The sequence below is a fragment of the Aurantimonas sp. E1-2-R+4 genome, assembly GCF_036549515.1.
In the GTDB taxonomy this organism is placed as follows: domain Bacteria; phylum Pseudomonadota; class Alphaproteobacteria; order Rhizobiales; family Rhizobiaceae; genus Aurantimonas; species Aurantimonas coralicida_A.
Genome location: NZ_JAZHLK010000004.1, coordinates 47,793 through 67,979 on the forward strand (window position 1 = coordinate 47,793; position 20,187 = coordinate 67,979).

Genomic DNA, 20,187 nt, shown 5'->3' on the forward strand with positions numbered 1-20,187 from the left:
AGCAGTAAGACAGCCAATCCCCCAGCGGTCCTCAGTCAGAATTTACTCTACTATACACTTGGCGATTTATTTGATCCGTCATCAATATTATTTCTAGGCAAACTCTCTTGAGTTGGCGCCGACTTCCGCCGCGCTAAAAGAGTTACAAGGTGCCGATCTCCTCTAGGAGTGATCCTCCAATAGCTCGCTCTATCATTTACGCCCCGCTTCTTTACACCCTGATCCAAAAGACCTAGCGCGCGAAATTGAATCAAGACTTCGTTCCACGACTCTATTGCTAGAGCCGCATCACCCTGCAAATGCTTGTCTTGGGGCATATCGTCGTAAACGTGGAACCGCGATATGAGTCGCTGAAGCTCGCTCTCGGTTGTCTCATTGATAAGCGCGGGGCCGATATCACGGAAGAGGTCGTTCCAACTTACTGCGGCTGACCAACGAAATGTGCTGGCAGCCATAAATCCCGATGATGACACGCGACGACTGCCATAGATTTCGACCTCATCATCACCCGATTCGAGCGTTTCGTCCTCCTCGTCAAGCACTTGTGCGGCTGCCGCTTCGCGCAGCTGCCGATTCTCCTCAGTCAGTCTGTTGATCTGTTCAAGAAGGGCAATCGGTGACGAACCGTCATTTCTTATCCAGCCTGGCCGAGGATTGATTTTGATCTCGCGCACTAGTGATCGCGACACTAACCCGCCCAATTCGGAGGCGCTTGACCAGGAGCGCACAGGATACTCCCTCATCACCTCGACTCGAAACGCCTCGAGCTTCCCCCTGGAAGGTTCGGTAATCTCGGTTTTCCCGGCGGGGATATCCTCCGGCTTGGCGTGCACGAAAGCTAACACCGGGATGCCCAATTTCTTGGCATAACGGTATTCCTTCTCAGTATAGCTGACGCCATCCTCAGTCACCGAGCCATACCGACCGCCAATGATGAGGACGTAGTAATCACACTCATCGATAACCCGCTTGATGACATCCCATTGACTCTCATTGGAAGCAACGAATGCCTCCATTCCGGTCGGTATGCAGTCAAGTTCCCAAATCGCCTGTATGACTTCGGCGCGCTCCCCCACGAGGTCGGTGAAAGTCGAACTGACAAAAACCTGATGACGGATAGAGTAAGACAAATAGCACTCCACGAGCGTAAATCGATTTACAACTTGAGCGATACCCACCCAGTTAGCAAGCACCCGCTCATGATCGGCAAGCTCTAGTTCTGCGGAGCGGATGCCCCGATCGCACGAACCTCTTCACTAACGTCACGCCGACGCAGGTGGGCGGACAGCACCATCTCCACCGTTGCTTATGCGGCAGAGAATCGTATTCTCTTCCGAACGGCCCCCTGTGCATCATCACTACGTCAGACAACAGGTATGCGGTGCCGCTTTTACCCTAGATATCGCCCCCAAGCCTCATCCTCAACGAACCTCGCCCGTCCCCCGCCACCACTCGCCGTTCTCGCTTGCGGGTTCGATCCCCTCCCGGTCGACGCGCGCGGCCCATTCCGCCACCGTCCGCTCCCCAAAGCGCAGATCCGGCGCGATGTCGGCGAGCGGCACGATGACGAAGGCCCGCTCGCTCACGCGCGGGTGCGGCAAGGTCAGCGCCGCGTCCTCGTAAGGCATCCCGTCATAATCGAGCACGTCGAGATCGAGCGTGCGCGGCCCCCAGCGCTCGTGCCGCTCGCGCTTGAACGCCCGCTCGGTTTCAAGACACAGATCGAGGACCTCGTGAGGCCCCAGCGTCGTCTCGATCACGGCGCAGGCGTTGACAAAGAATGGCTGGTCGGTTTTGCCCCAGGGCGGCGTGCGATAAAGCCGCGAAACGGCGACGATCCGCGTATCCTCGCGCGCGTCGATCAGGCGCAGCGCCGCGGCCATCGTCCTTGCCGGATCGCCGATATTGCCGCCGAGACCGAGAGTCGCCGTGGCCGTCACCAGCGTTCGCCCTTCATGGCGCGGCGCATGGCGTCGGTGATCCGCAGTGCGTCGCGGTTGGCCGGTACGTTGTGGACGCGAAAGATGTCGGCGCCGCGCTCGCGCAAAAGCGCGCTGGTCGCCGCCGTCGCAATGTCCGGCTCCGGGTCCTCGCTTCCCACCGCGCCGCGCACGAAGCGCTTGCGCGAGGTCCCGACGAGCAACGGAAAGCCGAGCGCCTTCATCTCCTCCAGTTGGGCCAGCAGCATCAAATTCTCCGGCCCGTCCTTGGCGAAGCCGAAGCCGGGATCGAGAACGATGGCTGCGTCCGCCACCCCCGCCTTGCGGGCAATCTCCAGCGACTTTTCCAGAAAAAGGAACTGATCGGCGATGACGTCGAGCAATTTCTCGCGCTCACGCCCCGTATGCATCAGGCACAGGCCGGCGCCGGTGTCCGCCGCAACCCGTGCGATGGCCTCGTCCCTCTGGGCGCCCCACACGTCGTTGACGATGTGCGCGCCGGCCGCCACGGCCATCCGCGCGGTTTCCGAGCGATAGGTGTCGACCGAGATCAGACAGTCGGACCGGCGGGCCAGTTCCTCGATCACCGGCATGATCCGGCGCTGCTCCTCGGCGGCGTCGATGGGCGTCGCGCCGGGCCGGGTCGATTCGCCGCCGATATCGACGATCGCCGCGCCTTGGTCGACCATCTTCAGCGACTCCGCCACCGCCGCCTCGACGCTGGCGTAGCGCCCCCCGTCGGAGAAGCTGTCGGGCGTGGCGTTGAGCACGCCCATGATGTGCGCGGCACCGGACAGATCAAGGCTGCGGCCATGGGCCACATGCCAGATTCCGCCGCGCGGTTCGATCAGGTCCATTTCAGCTCCGGTCCGTGAATCCCTTGGCTCTGTCGGTAGCGCCTGACAATCTTTCGCGCAATTATGTGCGCGCCTCCCAAGGGTGGTCGAGTCGGGTCCAGGAGATTGACCGGACCGGCCGAATGATGAACGGGTGATCCGGTGTCGGGGACGACCACGCTGAGCGCCGGTCTGCGTGCGACTCCCGCCATACCAACCATGCCATGACGAAAGCAGCCTTCATGAGACTTTACGCCGTCAAGCAATGGATCAGTGACCGGGTCGAATTGACCACCCTGATCGCAGCGCTCCTCGTCGCCGCATCGATCTGGGGTTTCGTCTCGGTCGCCGGCGAGGTGGTGGAGGGTGACACCAAGGGCTTCGACGCCGAGATCTTGCTGTCGCTGCGCAATCCGGCCGATGCCTCCGACCCGCTTGGCCCGCGCTGGGCGGAGGAGTTCGGCCGTGACATGACCGCCTTCGGGGGCACGGGGGCGTTGGTCCTCATTACCCTCTTCGCCGCCGGCTTCCTCTGGATGCAGGGCAAGCGCCGCTCGATGCTGCTGGTCCTCGCCGCGATCGGCAGCGGCTTCCTGATGAGCCAGCTTCTCAAATACGGCTTCGACCGACCCCGTCCCTCGCTCGTTCCGCACGGGTCGTTCGTCTACACGGCGAGTTTTCCGAGCGGTCACGCGATGATGTCGGCGGTCACCTATCTGACGCTGGCGATCCTTGTCGCCCGTGTTCAAACGCAGCGACGGGTGCGCGCGTTTCTCATCGGCGTGGCGGTGTTCCTGACGGTTCTTGTCGGCGTCAGCCGAGTCTATCTAGGCGTGCACTGGCCGTCCGACGTGCTGGCCGGATGGACAGCGGGCGCGGCCTGGGCGGTCGGCTGGTGGATGATCGCCAGATGGCTGGAATCGCGCGGCGCGGTCGAGCCTGAAGCGACCGCAGCCGACGATTTCGATGGAAACCGGCCCGCACCCCGCTCGCCGACCATCTGAACATCGCGGCGGACGTGCCGCTGCTGCGTTCTGATCAAACCGCGACATCATGACTGTGCATGAGGTGGACAACTTTGCCGCCACGAGCCGCCGAGGCTTGCGGACGTAGCGTTGCTATGGAATTGATCATGGCTTGCGACGCGGCGTTCCTGACAGCTCGATGCGTCGGCCGGAAACGGCGAACCCAGCACCGGAACACGGGCGGACAATGGAATATTTTCTGCAGCAGTTGATCAACGGGATCACTCTCGGGTCGATCTACGGCCTGATCGCCATCGGCTATACGATGGTCTACGGCATCATCGGCATGATCAATTTCGCCCACGGCGAAATCTTCATGCTTGGCTCCTTCATCGCGCTCACCACGTTCCTCCTGCTCGCCGCGATCGGCATCACCTTCCTGCCGCTGGTGCTGGTGATCATGCTGGCCGTCGCCATGCTTCTCACAGCGCTCTGGGGTTGGACCATCGAACGGGTCGCCTATCGGCCGTTGCGCGGCTCGTTCCGGCTGGCGCCGCTGATCACCGCCATCGGCATGTCGATCTTCCTGCAGAACTTCGTCCAGATCACGCAGGGCGCGCGCGTCAAGCCGCTGCCGCCGCAGATCCAGGGCGGAATCACGCTCATCGACGGTCCCGGCGCCATCGCGGTGCAGATTTCCTACATGCAGATCATCATCATCGCGACGACCATCGTCCTGATGGCGGTCTTCTCGCTGATCATTTCGCGCACATCGCTCGGACGGCAGCAGCGGGCTTGTGAGCAGGATCAGAAGATGGCTTCGCTGCTCGGCGTCAATGTCGACCGGACGATCTCGCTGACCTTCGTGATGGGCGCCACCCTCGCCGCCGTCGCCGGCATGATGTACCTGCTCTATTACGGCGTCATCGACTTCTACATCGGCTTCGTCGCCGGCGTGAAAGCCTTCACCGCGGCCGTTCTCGGCGGCATCGGCTCGATGCCGGGCGCCATGCTCGGCGGTTTGGCCATCGGCCTGATCGAGACATTCTGGTCGGGCTATTTCTCGGTCGAGTACAAGGACGTCGCGGCCTTTTCCATTCTCGCGATCGTCCTGATCTTCATGCCGTCCGGCCTGCTTGGCCGGCCGGAAGTCGAGAAGGTCTGAGACGATGGCCGACGATCCGACAGCCGCCACGATCACTCCGGAAGGCGCCGAACTCAAGCAGGAAGAGCGCCGCGAGGCAGCACGCGGCGAGCCCCCCTTCGTAGAGGCACCGCAAAGCGACAGCCGCCTCGTCGCCTCGCTGAAGGAGGCGGGCATCACAGCGGCGATCGTCGCCGGGCTGACGCTGGTCTTTCTCGCCTTTCGCAGCGACATCGCGACCGGCGGCCTCGACCTCTTAGCCCGGCCGATGCTGTGGCTCAGCTGGATCGCCATCGCCTTCGTCGGGCGGTTCGTGCTGTCCTACTTCCTGTTCAAGGCCGAGCGGCCGATCAGCGGCTATTTCAAACGGACGAAGAGCCGGGCGGCCACCGGCGGCCTTCCGCTCGGCAAGGTCTTCGGTATCCTCCTGCTGTTTGTCGCCTTCACGCTGCCCTTCCTGCTCGACACGTTTCTTCCGAGCCAGAACCGCTATCTCCTCGACCTGGCCATCCTCATCCTCACTTATGTGATGCTGGGCTGGGGCCTGAACATCGTGGTCGGTCTCGCTGGCCTGCTCGATCTCGGCTACGTCGCCTTCTATGCGGTGGGCGCTTATTCCTTCGCGCTGCTGTCGACGAATTTCGGCCTCGGCTTTTGGGTTTGCCTGCCGATGGCCGGGCTGTTCGCGGCGATGTGGGGCGTCATGCTCGGCTTCCCGGTGCTACGCCTGCGCGGTGACTATCTGGCGATCGTGACGCTCGCCTTCGGCGAGATCATCCGTATCGTGCTGCTCAATTGGTACGAGTTCACCGGCGGACCGAACGGCCTGCTAGGCATCCCGAAACCGACCCTTTTCGGTCTCGAATTTTCGCGCGGTGAGGGCTCCTTCTCGGACTTCTTCGGCCTCGAATACAGCTCGGTGCAGCGCTTCGTGTTCCTGTATTATATCATTCTCGCACTGGCTCTGATCACCAATTTGGTGACCCTCAGGCTACGCAAGCTGCCCGTCGGCCGCGCCTGGGAAGCGTTGCGCGAGGACGAGATCGCCTGTCGCTCGCTCGGCATCAATACTGTCAACGTCAAGCTGACGGCTTTTGCCACCGGCGCGATGTTCGGCGGCTTCGCCGGCTCGTTCTTCGCCGCGCGCCAGGGCTTCATTTCCCCCGAGAGTTTCACCTTCATCGAATCGGCAATCGTGCTGGCCATCGTCGTGCTGGGCGGTCTCGGCTCGCAGCTCGGCGTGGTCATCGCCTCGGTGGTGATGATCGGCGGCATCGAGCTCCTGCGAAACCTGACGGCCCTGCAGGCCGTATTCGGCAGCGATTTCGATCCCACCCAGTACCGGATGCTGATCTTCGGCTTGGCCATGGTGGGGATCATGGTGTGGAAGCCGCGCGGCCTGATTTCGTCTCGCTCGCCTTCCGTATTCTACAAACAAAAGAAGAAGATCGGCGCCGATCTTGTCGCCCAGGGCGAGGGTCACTGATGTTGAAGGAAAGCGAACGCTGGTCGGTCGACCCGGTCCTCACGGTCGAGCATCTGACGATGCGCTTCGGCGGCCTCACCGCCGTCGATGATCTGTCCTTTAACGTCGGCCGCGGCGACATCACCGCGCTGATCGGTCCGAACGGCGCCGGCAAGACCACGGTGTTCAACTGCGTCACCGGCTTCTACAAGCCGACCGAAGGGCGCATCGCGCTGCGCCGCGGCCGCGGCATCCCGGAGGCGAAGGTCCGCGAACTCACTGATAGCGGCCGGCAGTATATCGACGCCGAATCCGGCTCAATCTTTCTCCTCGAGCGCATGGCGGACTTCAAGATCACCGAGGTCGCCGGGGTCGCGCGGACGTTCCAGAACATCCGCCTGTTTGGCGGCATGACGGTGCTGGAAAACCTGCTCGTTGCCCAGCATAACAAGCTGATGGATGCCTCCAACTTCACCATCGGCGGATTGATCGGCCTGCCCGGCTACCGCCGCGCCGCGGCCGCCGCCAAGGACAAGGCCGTCGATTGGCTGCGTCATACCAACCTGCTCGATCGGGCGGACGATCCGGCGTCGGATCTTCCTTACGGTGCCCAGCGTCGGCTGGAAATCGCCCGCGCGATGTGCACTGATCCGTCGCTTCTGTGCCTCGATGAGCCGGCCGCCGGCCTTAATCCGCGCGAATCCGCCGAGCTCAACACGTTGTTGAAATATATTCGTGACGAGCACGACGTGTCGGTTCTGCTGATCGAGCACGACATGGGCGTGGTCATGGAAATTTCCGATCACATCATCGTCCTCGACTACGGCAAGAAGATTTCGGACGGTTCGGCCGACAAGGTCCGCAACGATCCGAAGGTCATCGCGGCCTATCTCGGCGTCGACGATGAAGAGGTCGACGCGATAGAGGAAGACCTTCACATCAAGAAAGGGCCCGCCAACGCCGCGCCCGCAAGCCCTCAGGGAGGCGCCACATGAGCGCCGTTGTCGAAACGCAGCCGACGGCCGAACCGTTGCTGACGATCCGTGGCCTTCAGACCTTCTACGGCAAGATCCAGGCGCTCAAGGGGGTCGATGTCGACGTTTACGAAGGCGAGATCGTTACGATGATCGGTGCCAATGGCGCCGGAAAATCGACGCTGATGATGACGATCTGCGGCAATCCGCGCGCCCGCGAGGGCCAGATCGTCTACCGCGGCGAGGACATCACCCATCTGCCGACCCATACCATCATGTCCAAGTCGATCGCCCAGTCGCCCGAGGGGCGCCGGGTGTTCGGGCGCATGACGGTGATGGAGAATCTCCAGATGGGCGCGATCCTGGAGGACGACTCCTTTTTCGACGACGATTTGCGCAAGGTCTTCGAGCTGTTTCCGCGCCTCAAAGAGCGCCGCGGCCAGCGTGGCGGCACCCTGTCCGGCGGCGAGCAGCAGATGCTGGCGATCGGACGGGCGCTGATGAGCCGGCCGAAGCTGCTGTTGCTGGACGAGCCCTCGCTCGGCCTCGCCCCTTTGATCGTCAAGCAGATCTTCGAGGTCATTCGCGAACTCAACCGCAACGAGGGCCTGACGGTCTTTCTCGTCGAGCAGAACGCCTTCCATGCCCTGCGCCTCGCCCATCGCGGCTACGTGATGGTCAACGGCACAATCACCATGACCGGCACCGGGAAGGAGCTACTCGCCCGCGAGGAGGTTCGCAGCGCCTATCTCGAGGGAGGAGCACACTGATGGCGCCCGAAATGTCCTTGCTCTGGGAAGTCGCGATCGGTGAATTCCTGTTCGTCACGGTAATTCTGGGCGGCGGCGGCGCCTGGATGATCGGGCGGTCGACAGCTCTGACCTGGAGCGGCTGGGGTCTGATGGCGTTCTATGTCCTGCTTCTGACCATCGCGGTCCGCTTTATTCATTTCAGCCTGTTTGGCGGGACCTTCTTTCTGCCGCCCGCGACCTTCGGCGTCGCGTTCTACTATGCGCTTATCGATTACATCGTGCTGTTCGCTTTCGCGGCCGCCGGGCGCAGTTTCGTGCGCACTCGGCAAATGAGCCGGCAATACGGCGTTTTGCGCCACGAAAACTGATCGGTCTGCTCCGCGATTCAGCATCTTTGAATTTTTAGGCCGGCGCTATTCCAACGCCGGCCGATCCGGTCTTTAATCCCCGCCAGGAGGGGATGCACATTGCATCTCCGTGGCCTTCTGGCCGCCTCAAAGAATAAACAGGGAAGATTCTCATGAAGAAAATACTTCTAGCGGGCGCAGCGCTCAACCTCGTCTTCGCGGGCGCGGCCTACGCCGAGATCACTATCGGCGTCGCCGGCCCCATGACCGGCCAGTATGCCAGCTTCGGCGAGCAGTTGCGCACCGGCGCCGAGCAAGCCGTCGCCGACATCAACGCCAAGGGCGGCGTCAACGGCGAAATGCTGAAACTGTCCGTCGGCGACGACGCCTGCGACCCGAAGCAGGCCGTCGCGGTCGCCAACCAGTTCGCCTCGCAGGGCGTGCCCTTCGTCGCCGGTCACTTCTGCTCGGGTTCCTCGATCCCGGCCAGCCAGGTCTATAACGACGAGCAGATCGTGCAGATCTCGCCGGCCTCGACCAATCCCGATTTCACCGACAAGCGTCCCGGTGGCGGCATCTTCCGCGTCTGCGGCCGTGACGACCAGCAAGGTGAGGTTGCCGGCAATTACATCGCCGAGACCTTCCCAGATCTCAAGGTCGCGATCATCAACGACAAGACCGCCTATGGTAAGGGCCTGGCCGACGAGACGCAGAAGACTTACGAGGCGGCCGGCAAGACCCCGGTTCTCGTGGAGTCCTACACCGCCGGCGAAAAGGACTACACCGCTCTTGTCACCAAGATGAAGGAAGCCGGCGTCGGCCTCGTCTATGTCGGCGGCTATCATACCGAAGCCGGCCTGATGGCGCGTCAGATGCGCGAGCAGGGTATGGACACCATCTTGATGTCCGGCGATGCACTGGTCAGCGACGAGTACTGGGCGATCACCGGCGATGCCGGCCAGGGCACGCTGATGACCTTCTCCCCGGACCCGCGCAAGAACGAGGCGGCCGCTCCGGTCGTCGCCGAGCTCGAGAAGCAGGGCAAGACCGCCGAGGGCTACGTGCTCTACACCTACGCGGCGATCCAGGCTTGGGCGGACGCGGTGACCAAAGCCGGCTCCACCGACTACGACCCCGTCGTCGAGGCGCTCAATGCCAACGATTTCACCACTGTGATTGGCGATCTGAAGTTCGACGACAAGGGTGACGTGACCCTGCCGGGCTACGTCCTCTATGAGTGGAAGGACGGCAAGTACGACTACGTCGAGACCGCCGATGCCGGCGGCGCGATGATGAAAGACGACAAGATGAAAGAGGGCATGGAAAGCATGTCCAAGGAAGGCGAGAAGCCTGCGGACGGCGCAGATGCCGAGAAGCCGGCCGACCCGGCAGGCGAAACCACGACCAAGTAAGACGGTCGGCGGGCTCTGCCCGCGCCATCCGACAGTGACAGAACCCCGGCGCTCGGCGCCGGGGTTCTTTTTCATCTGGCCTGTGCCGGGTTACGACCGCGACACCCGTTCCCTCGCAAACCGGTGCCGCAGGCTCACTGTCAGCCGTGTCGGAAGGTCGCCGGCCGCTTCTCGCGGAAAGCCGACATCCCCTCCTTCTGGTCGCCGCCGGCAAACAGCGCGTGAAAGATCCGGCGTTCGTGCAGAAGTCCCTCGCGCAGACCGACCTCGAAGGAACGGTTGGTCGCTTCCTTGGCGGTCATCGTCGCCGGCTTGGAGAAGTCCGCGATCGTCGTTGCCGCGCCGAGCGCCTCCTCCATCAGCTTATCCGCCGGCACCAACCGCGAAACGAGACCGATGCGCTCGGCCTCCTCGGCGCCGATCATCCGGCCGGTGAGGATCATGTCCATCGCCTTGTACTTGCCGACCGCGCGGGTCAGGCGCTGGGAGCCGCCCATGCCGGGAATGATGCCGAGCTTGATCTCCGGCTGACCGAACTTGGCGCTGTCGGCCGCGACGATGAGATCGCACATCATCGCCAGCTCGCAACCGCCACCGAGAGCGAAGCCGGCGACGGCCGCGATCATCGGCGTGCGCACCCGCTCCAGCGCCTCCCATTCGGAAAACCAGTCGGCGAGCATCATCTCCATTGCCGAGCGGTCTTCCATTTCCTTGATGTCGGCCCCGGCCGCGAAGGCCTTCTCCGAGCCGGTGATCAGGATCGCGCCAACCTCGGGATCGCGGTCGAGCGAGCCGGTTAGCTCGACCAGTTGGCGCATGACCGCGCTGTTCAGCGCGTTCAGTGCCTTGGGACGGTTGAGGGTGAGGATCGCGACGCGGCCCTCGCGGCGTTGAAGGACGATGTCGGTTTCGCTCATTGGGTTATCTCCCGCTGGATCGAGCCAGGACGAGCACCGCTCGCCCGCGTGACAGGTCTATGGGCCGGCCTCGCGATCGCGTCCGGCCGATAGTCGATTATTTGGGCTGCATCCTGATCGCGCCGTCGAGGCGGATCGTCTCGCCGTTCAGCATCGGGTTCTCAACGACGTGGATAGCGAGCTTGGCGTATTCCTCCGCCGTGCCGAGCCGCGAGGGGAACGGGATCGAGGCGGCGAGCGAGGCCTGCACATCCTCCGGCATACCGGCGAGCATCGGCGTCTCGAAGATACCGGGGGCGATGGTCATCACCCGAATGCCGGACTTGGCTAGGTCGCGCGCCATCGGCAGCGTCATCCCCGCGATACCGGCCTTGGAGGCGGCATAGGCGATCTGCCCCATCTGCCCGTCGAAGGCGGCGACCGAGGCCGTGCTGACGATGACGCCGCGCTCGCCGTCCGCGTTCAGCGGTTCGGCCTCCGACATCCTCAGCGCCACCTGGGACGAGAGGTTGAACGTACCGATGAGATTGACGGCGATCACTTTCTGGAACAGCGCCGGATCGTGCGCCTCGCCGCGCGACACCGTCTTGCGGCCGACTGCGATGCCGGCGCAATTGACCAGGATGCGCGGCGTTCCGTGCGCCTCGACGGCCTTGGCCACGGCGTCGGCCACTGCGCCCGGATCGGACACGTCGCACTTGATGAACAGGCCGCCAATCTCCTCGGAGACCGCGCGACCGCCCTCCTCGTTCACGTCGAGCACGGCGACCTTCGCGCCCATCGCCGCGAGCGCCCGCGCCGTGCCACGGCCAAGCCCCGATCCCGCACCCGACACGATCGCCGGCGTCGTCTGTCCAATGTCCAAGAATCTCTCCTCCGGTTTCGCTGGCCCGACTCGATTGTCTCTCGCGGTCGGTCCCTGTTCCCGATGAATTAGCACGTCGCTGGACCTGCGAAAGCCCCAGTGAGAGGACTCCGCCTAACGGCGATATCGTGCGACGACCTTCCCTGCCCCGCCGCCCTGTCGTATGGAGCGGGCAACGCAACATCCGGCCCGGAGTTTGGCATGAGCCGCACCGTCTACGTCAATGGCGACTACCTCCCGGAACAAGAGGCAAAGATTTCGGTTTTCGACCGTGGCTTCCTGTTCGCCGACGCGGTCTATGAGGTGACCAGCGTCCTGTCGGGCAAGCTCGTCGACTTCGCCGCCCACATGAAGCGCCTCGAGCGTTCGCTGTCGGAGCTCAAGATGACGACCCCGGCCAGCGACGCGGAACTCCTGGCGATCCACCGGGAGCTGGTGAAGCGCAATGGCATCGACGAAGGCATGGTCTATATGCAGGTGACGCGCGGCGCCGCCGACCGCGACTTCCTGTTTCCGCCGGAAGAGACCAAGCCGTCGCTGGTCCTGTTCACCCAGGCGATGGGGCTGCGCGACAAGCCCGCCGCGCGCACCGGCATCAAGATCGCGTCGGTGCCGGATCTGCGCTGGGCTCGCCGCGACATCAAGACCGTGCAGCTGCTCTATCCCTCGATCGCCAAGACGGAAGCCAAAGCGAAAGGCGCTGACGACGCCTGGTTGGTCGAGGACGGTATGGTCACTGAAGGCACCTCCAACAATGCCTACATCCTCACGGAAGACGGCGCCCTGGTCACGCGCGCGCTGTCACATGCGATTCTGCACGGCATTACCCGCGCCGCCGTGTTGCGAATGGCGGAGGAGGACGGCCTGCGGATCGAGGAGCGCAGCTTCACGCTGGAAGAGGCCAAGCGGGCCAAGGAAGCCTTTATCACCTCCGCCTCCGCCTTCGTGCTGCCGGTGGTGGAGATCGATGGCGTGACGCTCGGCGACGGCGCGCCGGGGCCGGTGGCGCGGCGGCTACGCGAAATCTACCTGGCCGAGGCGGACCGCACGGCGATCTGAGGATAGTCCGAGGACAGGCGATCGAGGGCATCCAAGCTTAATAGCCTCGGCCAAGCTTTTCAATTTTATGCCCTTGCGGAATTTTTCGCTTATTTAGGGTTGTCATTCCGGTCTTTTTGCGAATAATGCTAAATTATATCGAAATTCCCTGGATTTTCAAGTACAGGAGAATATTATGGCCGATCATAAAAAGGAAACCGAGAGAACCTTTCATTATCTGACGTGCGCTGCATTTCAGGCCTTTCAATTTAAGATGTCAGCCAACGCAAAGGAATTTGAGACGGATCTAGCGGTCATAGCCATGAGTTCGCGACGGACGGTCGCGCAGGCGATGCGCGCCGTGGAAAAATCGCCCTTCAAGACCGTTTTTGTGGTCGACCCCGAGAGTGGAAAGGTCGGCTTCGCACTGTCGCAGAACCAGGAATATGTGGCGGAAGCCAAGAAGAAGGGCGGAGGCGGAGGTCGGCCGAAGCTGCCTCCCAGTCCAGCGGAGGAATGCTGCGCGATCTGCATGGCTATGGGTGCTGACGGCTGCCTCGTTCTTGAGAACATGAACTGCTATTGCCTGACAGAGGGCTCGAGTGGCTCAGGGAACATCAATATCAACGAGCCTCTGGACCAACTCTGGCCTTGACTTGGATCATTCGCTAAGGCGCTTCTCGTCATCCCCGGCGCGTTCTGGCCGGCAAGGCTTGATCCTGTCTGGTGCAAGCGGCCTTGCGGCACAGCGAGTCGAATCCATCCGATGGTCAGCGCGGGTGCTCCACTTTCGTTTCTTGCGTTTTAGTTTCGTTTTTCCCATGATCCCTTCCGTCTTGGGAGGGATCCACCATGTTGTCCGATCGCCAAATGCAGATTCTCGAGGGCGCCAAGCGCTCGGGCAGGGTCACCGTCGACGAACTGGCGGGGCACTACGACGTTTCCGTGCAGACCATCCGCAAGGATCTGAACGAGCTTTGCGAGCAGCGGCTATTGTCCCGCGTGCATGGCGGCGCCGTTCTCTCCTCCGGCGTGGAGAATGTCGGCTATGACGCTCGGCGGACGATCGCGGCCGAGGAAAAGGCGGCGATCGGCAAGGCCGTCGCCGATCTCATTCCCGACCGGGCCTCGCTGTTCATCAATATCGGCACCACCACCGAAGCGGTCGCGCACGCCCTCCTTCGCCACGCCGGACTGATGGTGATCACCAACAACATCAACGTTGCCACGGCCATGCGGCCCTATCCGGAGATGGAGGTCGTGATCGCCGGCGGCGTCGTGCGCCGCTCCGACGGCGGTATCGTCGGCGAGGCAGCGGTCGATTTCATCCGCCAGTTCCGGGTCGACTTCGCCGTGATCGGCGTTTCGGCGATCGATGCCGACGGGTCGCTTCTCGACTTCGACTATCGCGAAGTACGCGTCGCCCAAGCGATCATCTCCAACGCCCGTCATGTGATTCTGGCGTCGGATTCGTCGAAGTTCGAGCGCAGCGCGCCGGTGCGCATCGGCCACCTCGACCAGATGAACACCTTCGTCACCGACATCGCCCCCACCTCCATCCACCGTATCTGCCGCGACAACGATGTGCGCTTGATCGAAACCGCCCCGCACGTCGGCGACCGAAACAGGCCTTCCCTTAGTTAATTTTCGTTTGACCTTCGATTTGGTTTCGTAATAACCTTCTCACTGTTCGCAATCGCAACTTGAATGTTGCAACGCGAAGCCTGGGGAGGCTCTTCTGGACTACGACGTGTTCATCATCGGTGGTGGCATCAACGGCTGCGGCATCGCCCGCGACGCCGCGGGGCGCGGCTATCGGGTCGGCTTGGCCGAGATGAACGACCTCGCCTCCGGCACCTCCTCCTGGTCGACCAAGTTGGTCCATGGCGGTTTGCGTTATCTCGAACACTACGAATTCAGCCTTGTGCGCCATGCGCTGATGGAGCGCGAAGTGCTGTGGGGCATCGCACCGCACATCATCCGGCCGCTGCGTTTCATCCTGCCGCACCATTCCGGACTTCGGCCGGCATGGCTGCTGAGGCTCGGACTGTTCCTCTACGACCATCTCGGCGGCCGCAAGAAGCTGAGGGCGACGACGACGGTCGATCTCGACGGCCCTATGGGCGCATCGCTGAAGGACGAATTCCACAAGGGTTTTGAATATTCCGACGCCCGGGTGGACGATGCCCGCCTGGTCGTCCTGAACGCCCGCGACGCCGCGGCGCGCGGTGCCGACATCATGGTCCGCACCAAGGTGATCGAGGCCCGGCGCGCGGGCAAGCTGTGGCAGGTCACCTTGGTCGACCAGGACGATGGCCGGACCTTCACGGTCTCTGCCCGCTTCCTCGTCAATGTGGGCGGCCCCTGGGTCGACGCGATCATCCAGACCGCGATGGGCCGGAACGAGGCCCACAACATCCGCCTTGTCCAGGGCTCCCACATCGTCACCCGCAAGCTCTACGAGCATGATCGCGCCTATATCTTCCAGAACGCCGACGGGCGGATCATCTTCACGATCCCCTATGATGAAGACTTCACTCTTGTCGGCACCACTGACCAGGATTTCGATGGCGATCCGGCCGACGCGGCGATCACCCAGGCGGAGATCCAGTATCTCCTCTCAGCGGCCAGCGAATATTTCAAGCGGCCGGTGGCCCTCGACGACATCGTCTGGTCCTATTCCGGGGTGCGCCCCCTTTTCGACGACGGCGCGTCCAAGGCGCAGGAGGCCACGCGCGACTACGTCCTGAAAGTCGAGGGCGACAAGGACGAACCGGCGGTTCTCAACGGTTTCGGCGGCAAGATCACCACCTATCGGGTGCTCTCCGAGGAGGTTCTGGAGAAGATCGAACGCCGCCTCGGCGCCAGGGGATCGCGCTGGACCGGCGACAAGCCGCTGCCCGGCGGCGACTTTCCGGTCGATGGCTTGGCCGCGTTGGAAGAGGAATTGCAGCGCTCCGTTCCGGAATTCGATGCGCGCACCGTTCGGCGTCTGGCACGCGGCTACGGCACCGACATCCGCAAGTTCGTTCGGCCCGGTGCGCTGGGGCAGGATTTCGGTCACGGGCTCTATGAGGCCGAGGTCGATTGGCTCGTCCGCAACGAGTGGGCGAGGACGGCGGAGGACATTCTCTGGCGTCGAACCAAGCTCGGACTTCGGCTTGACGGGAACCAGCAATCAAGGCTTGCCGAACACATGAAGAATCGAAAAGCTGACTGGCGCAAAGCGGCCGAATAGCAGCCGCCTGGGAGGGCAATTTGCTCGAATTGCAGAACGTCAGCCGCAGCGTCGGCGGCGAAAAACACATTATCGACGTGTCGCTGACCCTCGAGCGTGGCTCGCTCAACGTGCTGCTCGGTCCGACGCTCGCCGGCAAGACCAGCCTCATGCGGCTGATGGCGGGCCTCGACGTCCCCACCTCTGGCCGCATCCTGATGGACGGCAAGGACGTGACCGGCGTTCCCGTGCGCAAACGCAACGTCGCCATGGTCTACCAGCAGTTCATCAACTACCCCTCCTTCACCGTTTACGAGAACATCGCTTCGCCGATGCGGATCGCCGGTCATTCCAAGGCCGAGATCGAGGCGGCGGTGCACAAGGCCGCCGAATTGATGAAGTTGACGCCGTTTCTCGACCGCACGCCGCTCAATCTCTCCGGCGGCCAACAGCAGCGCACGGCGCTGGCCCGCGCTCTGGTCAAGAACGCCGAATTGGTTCTGCTCGACGAGCCGCTCGCCAATCTCGACTACAAGCTGCGCGAGGAATTGCGCGAAGAATTGCCGCGAATTTTCGCCGAAACGGGCGCGATCTTCGTCTACGCGACGACCGAGCCGCATGAGGCGCTGCTCTTGGGCGGGCGCACCGCGACGATGGCGAAAGGCCGCGTCACCCAGTTCGGCGAGACCACCGAGATCTACCGCCAGCCGCACGACCTGCTGACGGCGCGAACCTTCTCCGATCCGCCGCTCAACGTCATGGATTTCGTCAAGACCGGAACACACTTCGCCTCGCCGAACGGCGTCGTCTTCGATGCCGGACCCGCTTTTTCCGATCTTCCGGACGGTGCCTATCGCGGCGGCATCCGGCCGCATCATCTGGCGTTCGAGACCGGCGACGGCGGCTTTGAGGCGCAAGTCGTCCTGACCGAGGTCACCGGTTCGGAAACCTTCGTCCACGCCGATGTCGGCAACGACAGCATCATTGCCCTCGTCCACGGAGTCCGCCGCATCGAACCCGGCGATCCTATTCGCCTGTCCTTCGATCCGGCGAAAATCCTGATCTTCGACGAACACGGCAACGCCACGTCCGCGTCCGCGCGACAAGCGGCTTGAGGAGACGTTCATGGCTCGCATCCGTCTCGATCATATCCGCCACGCCTATTCGCGAGCGCTGGGCGACGCCGGCATCTACGCGCTCCGCGAGGTCGACCACGCCTTCGAGGATGGCGGCGCCTATGCGCTGCTGGGTCCGTCCGGCTGCGGCAAGACCACGCTGCTCAACATCATTTCCGGACTGCTGACGCCCTCCGAGGGGCACGTCTATTTCGACGACCGCGACGTCACCGAACTGACGCCCGAGGCGCGCAATATCGCCCAGGTGTTCCAGTTTCCGGTCATCTACGACACTATGACCGTGCGCCAGAACCTCGCCTTCCCCTTGAAGAACCGAAAGGTGCCGGCCGCCGAGATCAAGACCCGCGTAGAGGACATGATCCGCCGCATCGGTCTGGAAGCAAAGGCCGACCGCAAGGCCCGCGGCCTGACTGCCGACGAAAAACAGAAGATCTCGCTCGGGCGCGGCCTGGTGCGCTCCGACGTCAACGCGATCCTGTTCGACGAGCCGCTGACCGTCATCGATCCGCATATGAAGTGGCAGTTGCGCTCGGAGCTGAAGCAACTGCACCGGGAGTTCCAGATGACCATGGTCTACGTCACCCATGATCAGACCGAGGCGCTGACCTTCGCCGACAAGGTCGTCGTCATGTATGACGGCGAGGTCGTCCAGATTGGCACGCCGGAAGAGCTGTTCGAGCGGCCGAAACACACCTTCGTCGGCTATTTCATCGGCTCGCCCGGCATGAACGTCCTGCCCTGCCGGATGGAGGGCGGCGAGGCCGTCATCTCCGACATACGCATCGCCCTTCCCGGCAACCCGATCGGGTTCCGTTCAGGCCAGAAGACCGAACTCGGAATCAGGCCGGAATTCGTCGAGATCGTCGGCAGAAACGACGGCATCCCCGTCACGGTCGAGAAGGTCGAGGATGTCGGCTCGGAGCGCATCGTGCGCGCGACGCTGGCGGGCACGCGGCTGAGCGCCATCGTGCCGGAAGGCGCGAGCATTCCGGCGGACCCGGCCGTCCGCTTCGCGCCGGACGCGCTCAACCTTTACGCCGATTCCTGGCTGGTCGAGCGGGCATAGGGAGACAGATCATGGAAAAGACCTGGAACAACAAAGCCTGGTTCATGGTCCTGCCGGTGCTGCTGCTTGTCGCCTTCTCGGCGGTGGTCCCGCTGATGACGGTGGTCAATTATTCGGTGCAGGACACCTTCGGCAACAACCAGTTCTTCTGGGCCGGCACATCCTGGTTCCAGGACATCCTGACCTCGGCAAGATTCCACGACGCGCTGATCCGCAATCTGATGTTCTCGGGAATCATCCTGGCGATCGAGATTCCCCTCGGCATTCTGGTGGCGCTGTCGATGCCGAAGAAAGGCTTTTGGGTCTCCGTCTGCCTCGTCTTGATGGCGCTGCCGCTGCTGATCCCCTGGAACGTCGTCGGCACCATCTGGCAGGTCTTCGGCCGCACCGACATCGGGTTGCTCGGCTATTCGGTCGCGGCGCTCGGCATCGACTACAATTACGTCCGCGATCCGTTCGACGCCTGGGTCACCGTCATCGTCATGGATGTCTGGCACTGGACCAGCCTCGTGGTGCTGTTGTGCTACGCCGGCCTCGTCTCGATCCCAGACGCCTATTATCAAGCCGCCAAGATCGACGGCGCGTCGCGCTGGGCCGTCTTCCGCTTCATCCAGCTGCCGAAGATGGGCCGGGTGCTTTTGATCGCCGTACTCTTACGCTTCATGGATAGCTTCATGATTTACACCGAGCCCTTCGTCGTCACCGGCGGGGGTCCGGGCAACTCGACCACCTTCCTGTCGATCGACCTCGTCAAGCTCGCGATCGGCCAGTTCAACCTCGGCGAGGCGGCCGCCATGTCGCTCGTCTACTTCTTGATCATCCTCGCGCTCTCCTGGGTCTTCTACACCGTGATGACCAACGCCGGAGCCGACAAGCCGCTGACGGGAGTTTCGGAATGAGCGATCAAACCACCACCGCCGGCCACGAGACCCACCGCGGCCTGCCGGCAGCGAGCCATTCGGAAACCGCGCTCAGGACGCGTGAGCGGGCACGAACACGCCACTTCCGCTGGAAGGCATTGATCCCGATCGTCTACATCCTGTTCTTGATGCTGCCGATCTACTGGCTCATCAATATGAGCTTCAAGACCAACCAGGAAATCCTGTCGAGCGTCACGCTCTTCCCGGCCAATCCGACGCTCGCCAATTACGCGGTGATCTTCACCGACCCATCCTGGTATTCGGGCTACATCAACTCGATCATCTACGTGGCCATGAACACGGTGATCTCGGTGGCGGTGGCCTTGCCGGCCGCCTACGCCTTTTCGCGCTACCGCTTCCTTGGCGACAAGCACCTGTTCTTCTGGCTGCTGACCAACCGGATGGCGCCGCCGGCGGTGTTCGCCCTGCCCTTCTTCCAGCTCTATTCGGCCTTCGGACTGATCGACACGCATATCGCGGTGGCGCTCGCCCACACACTCTTCAACGTGCCGCTCGCCGTCTGGATTCTGGAAGGCTTCATGTCGGGAATTCCGAAAGAGATCGACGAGACCGCCTATATCGACGGCTATTCGTTCCCGCGCTTCTTCTTCAAGATCTTCACGCCCCTGATCGCCAGCGGCATCGGCGTCGCCGCCTTCTTCTGCTTCATGTTCTCATGGGTGGAGCTGTTGATCGCGCGGACGCTGACGGTGACCGACGCCAAGCCGATCTCGGCAATCATGACCCGCACGGTCTCGGCGTCGGGCATGGATTGGGGCGTTCTGGCCGCAGCCGGCGCGCTGACCATCATTCCCGGCGCGATCGTCATCTGGTTCGTGCGTAACTACATCGCCAAGGGCTTCGCCCTGGGGAGGGTTTGATGGATTTCTCATGGATGGCCTGGACCTGGCCGACCGCGATTTTCTTCCTAGTGATCTTCGCCATGATCGCCGGCATGGGCATCTGGGAATACGCCTCCCCCGGCGGCAGTCCCCGCGTCGGCATCCTGCGCTTCGAGACGACCCGCGGCGACCGCCTGTTCGTCTCGCTGCTCGGCTCGGCCTTTATCTGCCTTGCCTGGCTCTGGGGCGTCGACCTGTCTCTCTGGTACGCGCTGATCGTATGCGCGGTCTTCTTCATTCTCGTCTTTCGCCTCGTCTAGCGAGGCGGATTCCGGCCACTCCGCGTCCCAC

General features: G+C 62.7%; 21 protein-coding genes. 16 read left to right on the top strand and 5 right to left on the bottom strand.

Going from position 1 to position 20,187, the window contains the following annotated elements; translation table 11 throughout:
- Positions 1–50: 50 nt before the first annotated feature.
- The 3 genes from VQ045_RS03165 to folP all read right to left on the bottom strand — a co-directional run bounded on the left by VQ045_RS03165 (position 51) and on the right by folP (position 2,797).
- Positions 51–1,178, bottom strand: a complete 1,128-nt coding sequence (locus VQ045_RS03165; RefSeq protein ID WP_331829137.1) for a DUF4062 domain-containing protein — start codon at positions 1,176–1,178, stop codon at positions 51–53.
- 243 nt (positions 1,179–1,421) lie between these two features.
- Positions 1,422–1,940, bottom strand: coding sequence for a 2-amino-4-hydroxy-6-hydroxymethyldihydropteridine diphosphokinase (folK, locus tag VQ045_RS03170; RefSeq protein WP_331829138.1), 519 nt, complete (start codon positions 1,938–1,940; stop codon positions 1,422–1,424).
- The gene (gene folP / locus VQ045_RS03175) at positions 1,937–2,797 is read right to left on the bottom strand and encodes a dihydropteroate synthase (protein WP_331829139.1); all 861 of its coding nucleotides are present in this window, start codon (positions 2,795–2,797) and stop codon (positions 1,937–1,939) included. The genes folK and folP overlap by 4 nt, the downstream gene beginning before the upstream one ends.
- 221 nt (positions 2,798–3,018) lie before the next feature.
- Between folP and VQ045_RS03180 the strand changes: the two genes are divergently transcribed.
- The 7 genes from VQ045_RS03180 to VQ045_RS03210 all read left to right on the top strand — a co-directional run bounded on the left by VQ045_RS03180 (position 3,019) and on the right by VQ045_RS03210 (position 9,835).
- A complete protein-coding gene (locus VQ045_RS03180; protein WP_331829140.1) occupies positions 3,019–3,780 on the top strand; it encodes a phosphatase PAP2 family protein in 762 nt (253 codons plus the stop codon).
- Between the two features lie 208 nt (positions 3,781–3,988).
- Entirely contained in the window at positions 3,989–4,906 is a 918-nt protein-coding gene (locus VQ045_RS03185) for an ABC transporter permease subunit (RefSeq protein ID WP_327624791.1), read from the top strand.
- 4 nt (positions 4,907–4,910) lie between these two features.
- Positions 4,911–6,371, top strand: a complete 1,461-nt coding sequence (gene livM / locus VQ045_RS03190; protein WP_327647300.1) for a high-affinity branched-chain amino acid ABC transporter permease LivM — start codon at positions 4,911–4,913, stop codon at positions 6,369–6,371.
- On the top strand, positions 6,371–7,345 hold the full coding sequence (locus VQ045_RS03195; RefSeq protein ID WP_327624794.1) for an ABC transporter ATP-binding protein: 975 nt from the start codon (positions 6,371–6,373) through the stop codon (positions 7,343–7,345). The genes livM and VQ045_RS03195 overlap by 1 nt, the downstream gene beginning before the upstream one ends.
- Complete coding sequence (locus VQ045_RS03200) at positions 7,342–8,094, top strand: ABC transporter ATP-binding protein (protein WP_327624795.1); 753 nt, start codon at positions 7,342–7,344, stop codon at positions 8,092–8,094. Before VQ045_RS03195 ends, VQ045_RS03200 begins: the two co-directional genes overlap by 4 nt.
- Positions 8,094–8,444, top strand: a complete 351-nt coding sequence (locus tag VQ045_RS03205) for a DUF6867 family protein (RefSeq protein WP_327624796.1) — start codon at positions 8,094–8,096, stop codon at positions 8,442–8,444. Before VQ045_RS03200 ends, VQ045_RS03205 begins: the two co-directional genes overlap by 1 nt.
- 152 nt (positions 8,445–8,596) lie before the next feature.
- Positions 8,597–9,835: a branched-chain amino acid ABC transporter substrate-binding protein gene (locus VQ045_RS03210; RefSeq protein ID WP_327624797.1), complete on the top strand. Its 1,239-nt coding sequence runs from the start codon at positions 8,597–8,599 to the stop codon at positions 9,833–9,835.
- A gap of 140 nt (positions 9,836–9,975) precedes the next feature.
- Here the strand turns inward: VQ045_RS03210 and VQ045_RS03215 are convergent, their stop codons facing one another.
- Positions 9,976–10,752 (bottom strand): enoyl-CoA hydratase, encoded by a 777-nt coding sequence (locus VQ045_RS03215; RefSeq protein WP_327624798.1) that lies wholly within the window; start codon positions 10,750–10,752, stop codon positions 9,976–9,978.
- Between the two features lie 97 nt (positions 10,753–10,849).
- Positions 10,850–11,617, bottom strand: a complete 768-nt coding sequence (locus tag VQ045_RS03220) for an SDR family NAD(P)-dependent oxidoreductase (protein ID WP_327624799.1) — start codon at positions 11,615–11,617, stop codon at positions 10,850–10,852.
- A gap of 201 nt (positions 11,618–11,818) precedes the next feature.
- On the opposite strand from VQ045_RS03220, the gene VQ045_RS03225 reads away from it, so the two are divergent.
- The 9 genes from VQ045_RS03225 (at position 11,819) to VQ045_RS03265 (ending at position 20,156) form a co-directional block, all read left to right on the top strand.
- Positions 11,819–12,676, top strand: coding sequence for a D-amino-acid transaminase (locus tag VQ045_RS03225; protein ID WP_331829141.1), 858 nt, complete (start codon positions 11,819–11,821; stop codon positions 12,674–12,676).
- Between the two features lie 175 nt (positions 12,677–12,851).
- The gene (locus tag VQ045_RS03230) at positions 12,852–13,310 is read left to right on the top strand and encodes a hypothetical protein (protein WP_327624801.1); all 459 of its coding nucleotides are present in this window, start codon (positions 12,852–12,854) and stop codon (positions 13,308–13,310) included.
- A 197-nt stretch (positions 13,311–13,507) separates the two neighbouring features.
- The gene (locus VQ045_RS03235; protein WP_331829142.1) at positions 13,508–14,299 is read left to right on the top strand and encodes a DeoR/GlpR family DNA-binding transcription regulator; all 792 of its coding nucleotides are present in this window, start codon (positions 13,508–13,510) and stop codon (positions 14,297–14,299) included.
- A 106-nt stretch (positions 14,300–14,405) separates the two neighbouring features.
- The gene (glpD, locus tag VQ045_RS03240) at positions 14,406–15,893 is read left to right on the top strand and encodes a glycerol-3-phosphate dehydrogenase (RefSeq protein ID WP_331829143.1); all 1,488 of its coding nucleotides are present in this window, start codon (positions 14,406–14,408) and stop codon (positions 15,891–15,893) included.
- Between the two features lie 20 nt (positions 15,894–15,913).
- Positions 15,914–16,987 carry an ABC transporter ATP-binding protein gene (locus VQ045_RS03245; RefSeq protein WP_327647310.1) on the top strand — a complete coding sequence of 358 codons (1,074 nt, stop codon included), beginning with the start codon at positions 15,914–15,916 and terminating at the stop codon, positions 16,985–16,987.
- A gap of 10 nt (positions 16,988–16,997) precedes the next feature.
- Positions 16,998–18,074 (top strand): ABC transporter ATP-binding protein, encoded by a 1,077-nt coding sequence (locus tag VQ045_RS03250; RefSeq protein WP_327624805.1) that lies wholly within the window; start codon positions 16,998–17,000, stop codon positions 18,072–18,074.
- An 11-nt stretch (positions 18,075–18,085) separates the two neighbouring features.
- The gene (locus VQ045_RS03255; protein ID WP_327624806.1) at positions 18,086–18,973 is read left to right on the top strand and encodes a carbohydrate ABC transporter permease; all 888 of its coding nucleotides are present in this window, start codon (positions 18,086–18,088) and stop codon (positions 18,971–18,973) included.
- Complete coding sequence (locus tag VQ045_RS03260) at positions 18,970–19,875, top strand: carbohydrate ABC transporter permease (RefSeq protein WP_327624807.1); 906 nt, start codon at positions 18,970–18,972, stop codon at positions 19,873–19,875. Before VQ045_RS03255 ends, VQ045_RS03260 begins: the two co-directional genes overlap by 4 nt.
- The gene (locus tag VQ045_RS03265) at positions 19,875–20,156 is read left to right on the top strand and encodes a DUF2160 domain-containing protein (protein ID WP_331829144.1); all 282 of its coding nucleotides are present in this window, start codon (positions 19,875–19,877) and stop codon (positions 20,154–20,156) included. Before VQ045_RS03260 ends, VQ045_RS03265 begins: the two co-directional genes overlap by 1 nt.
- Positions 20,157–20,187: the final 31 nt, after the last annotated feature.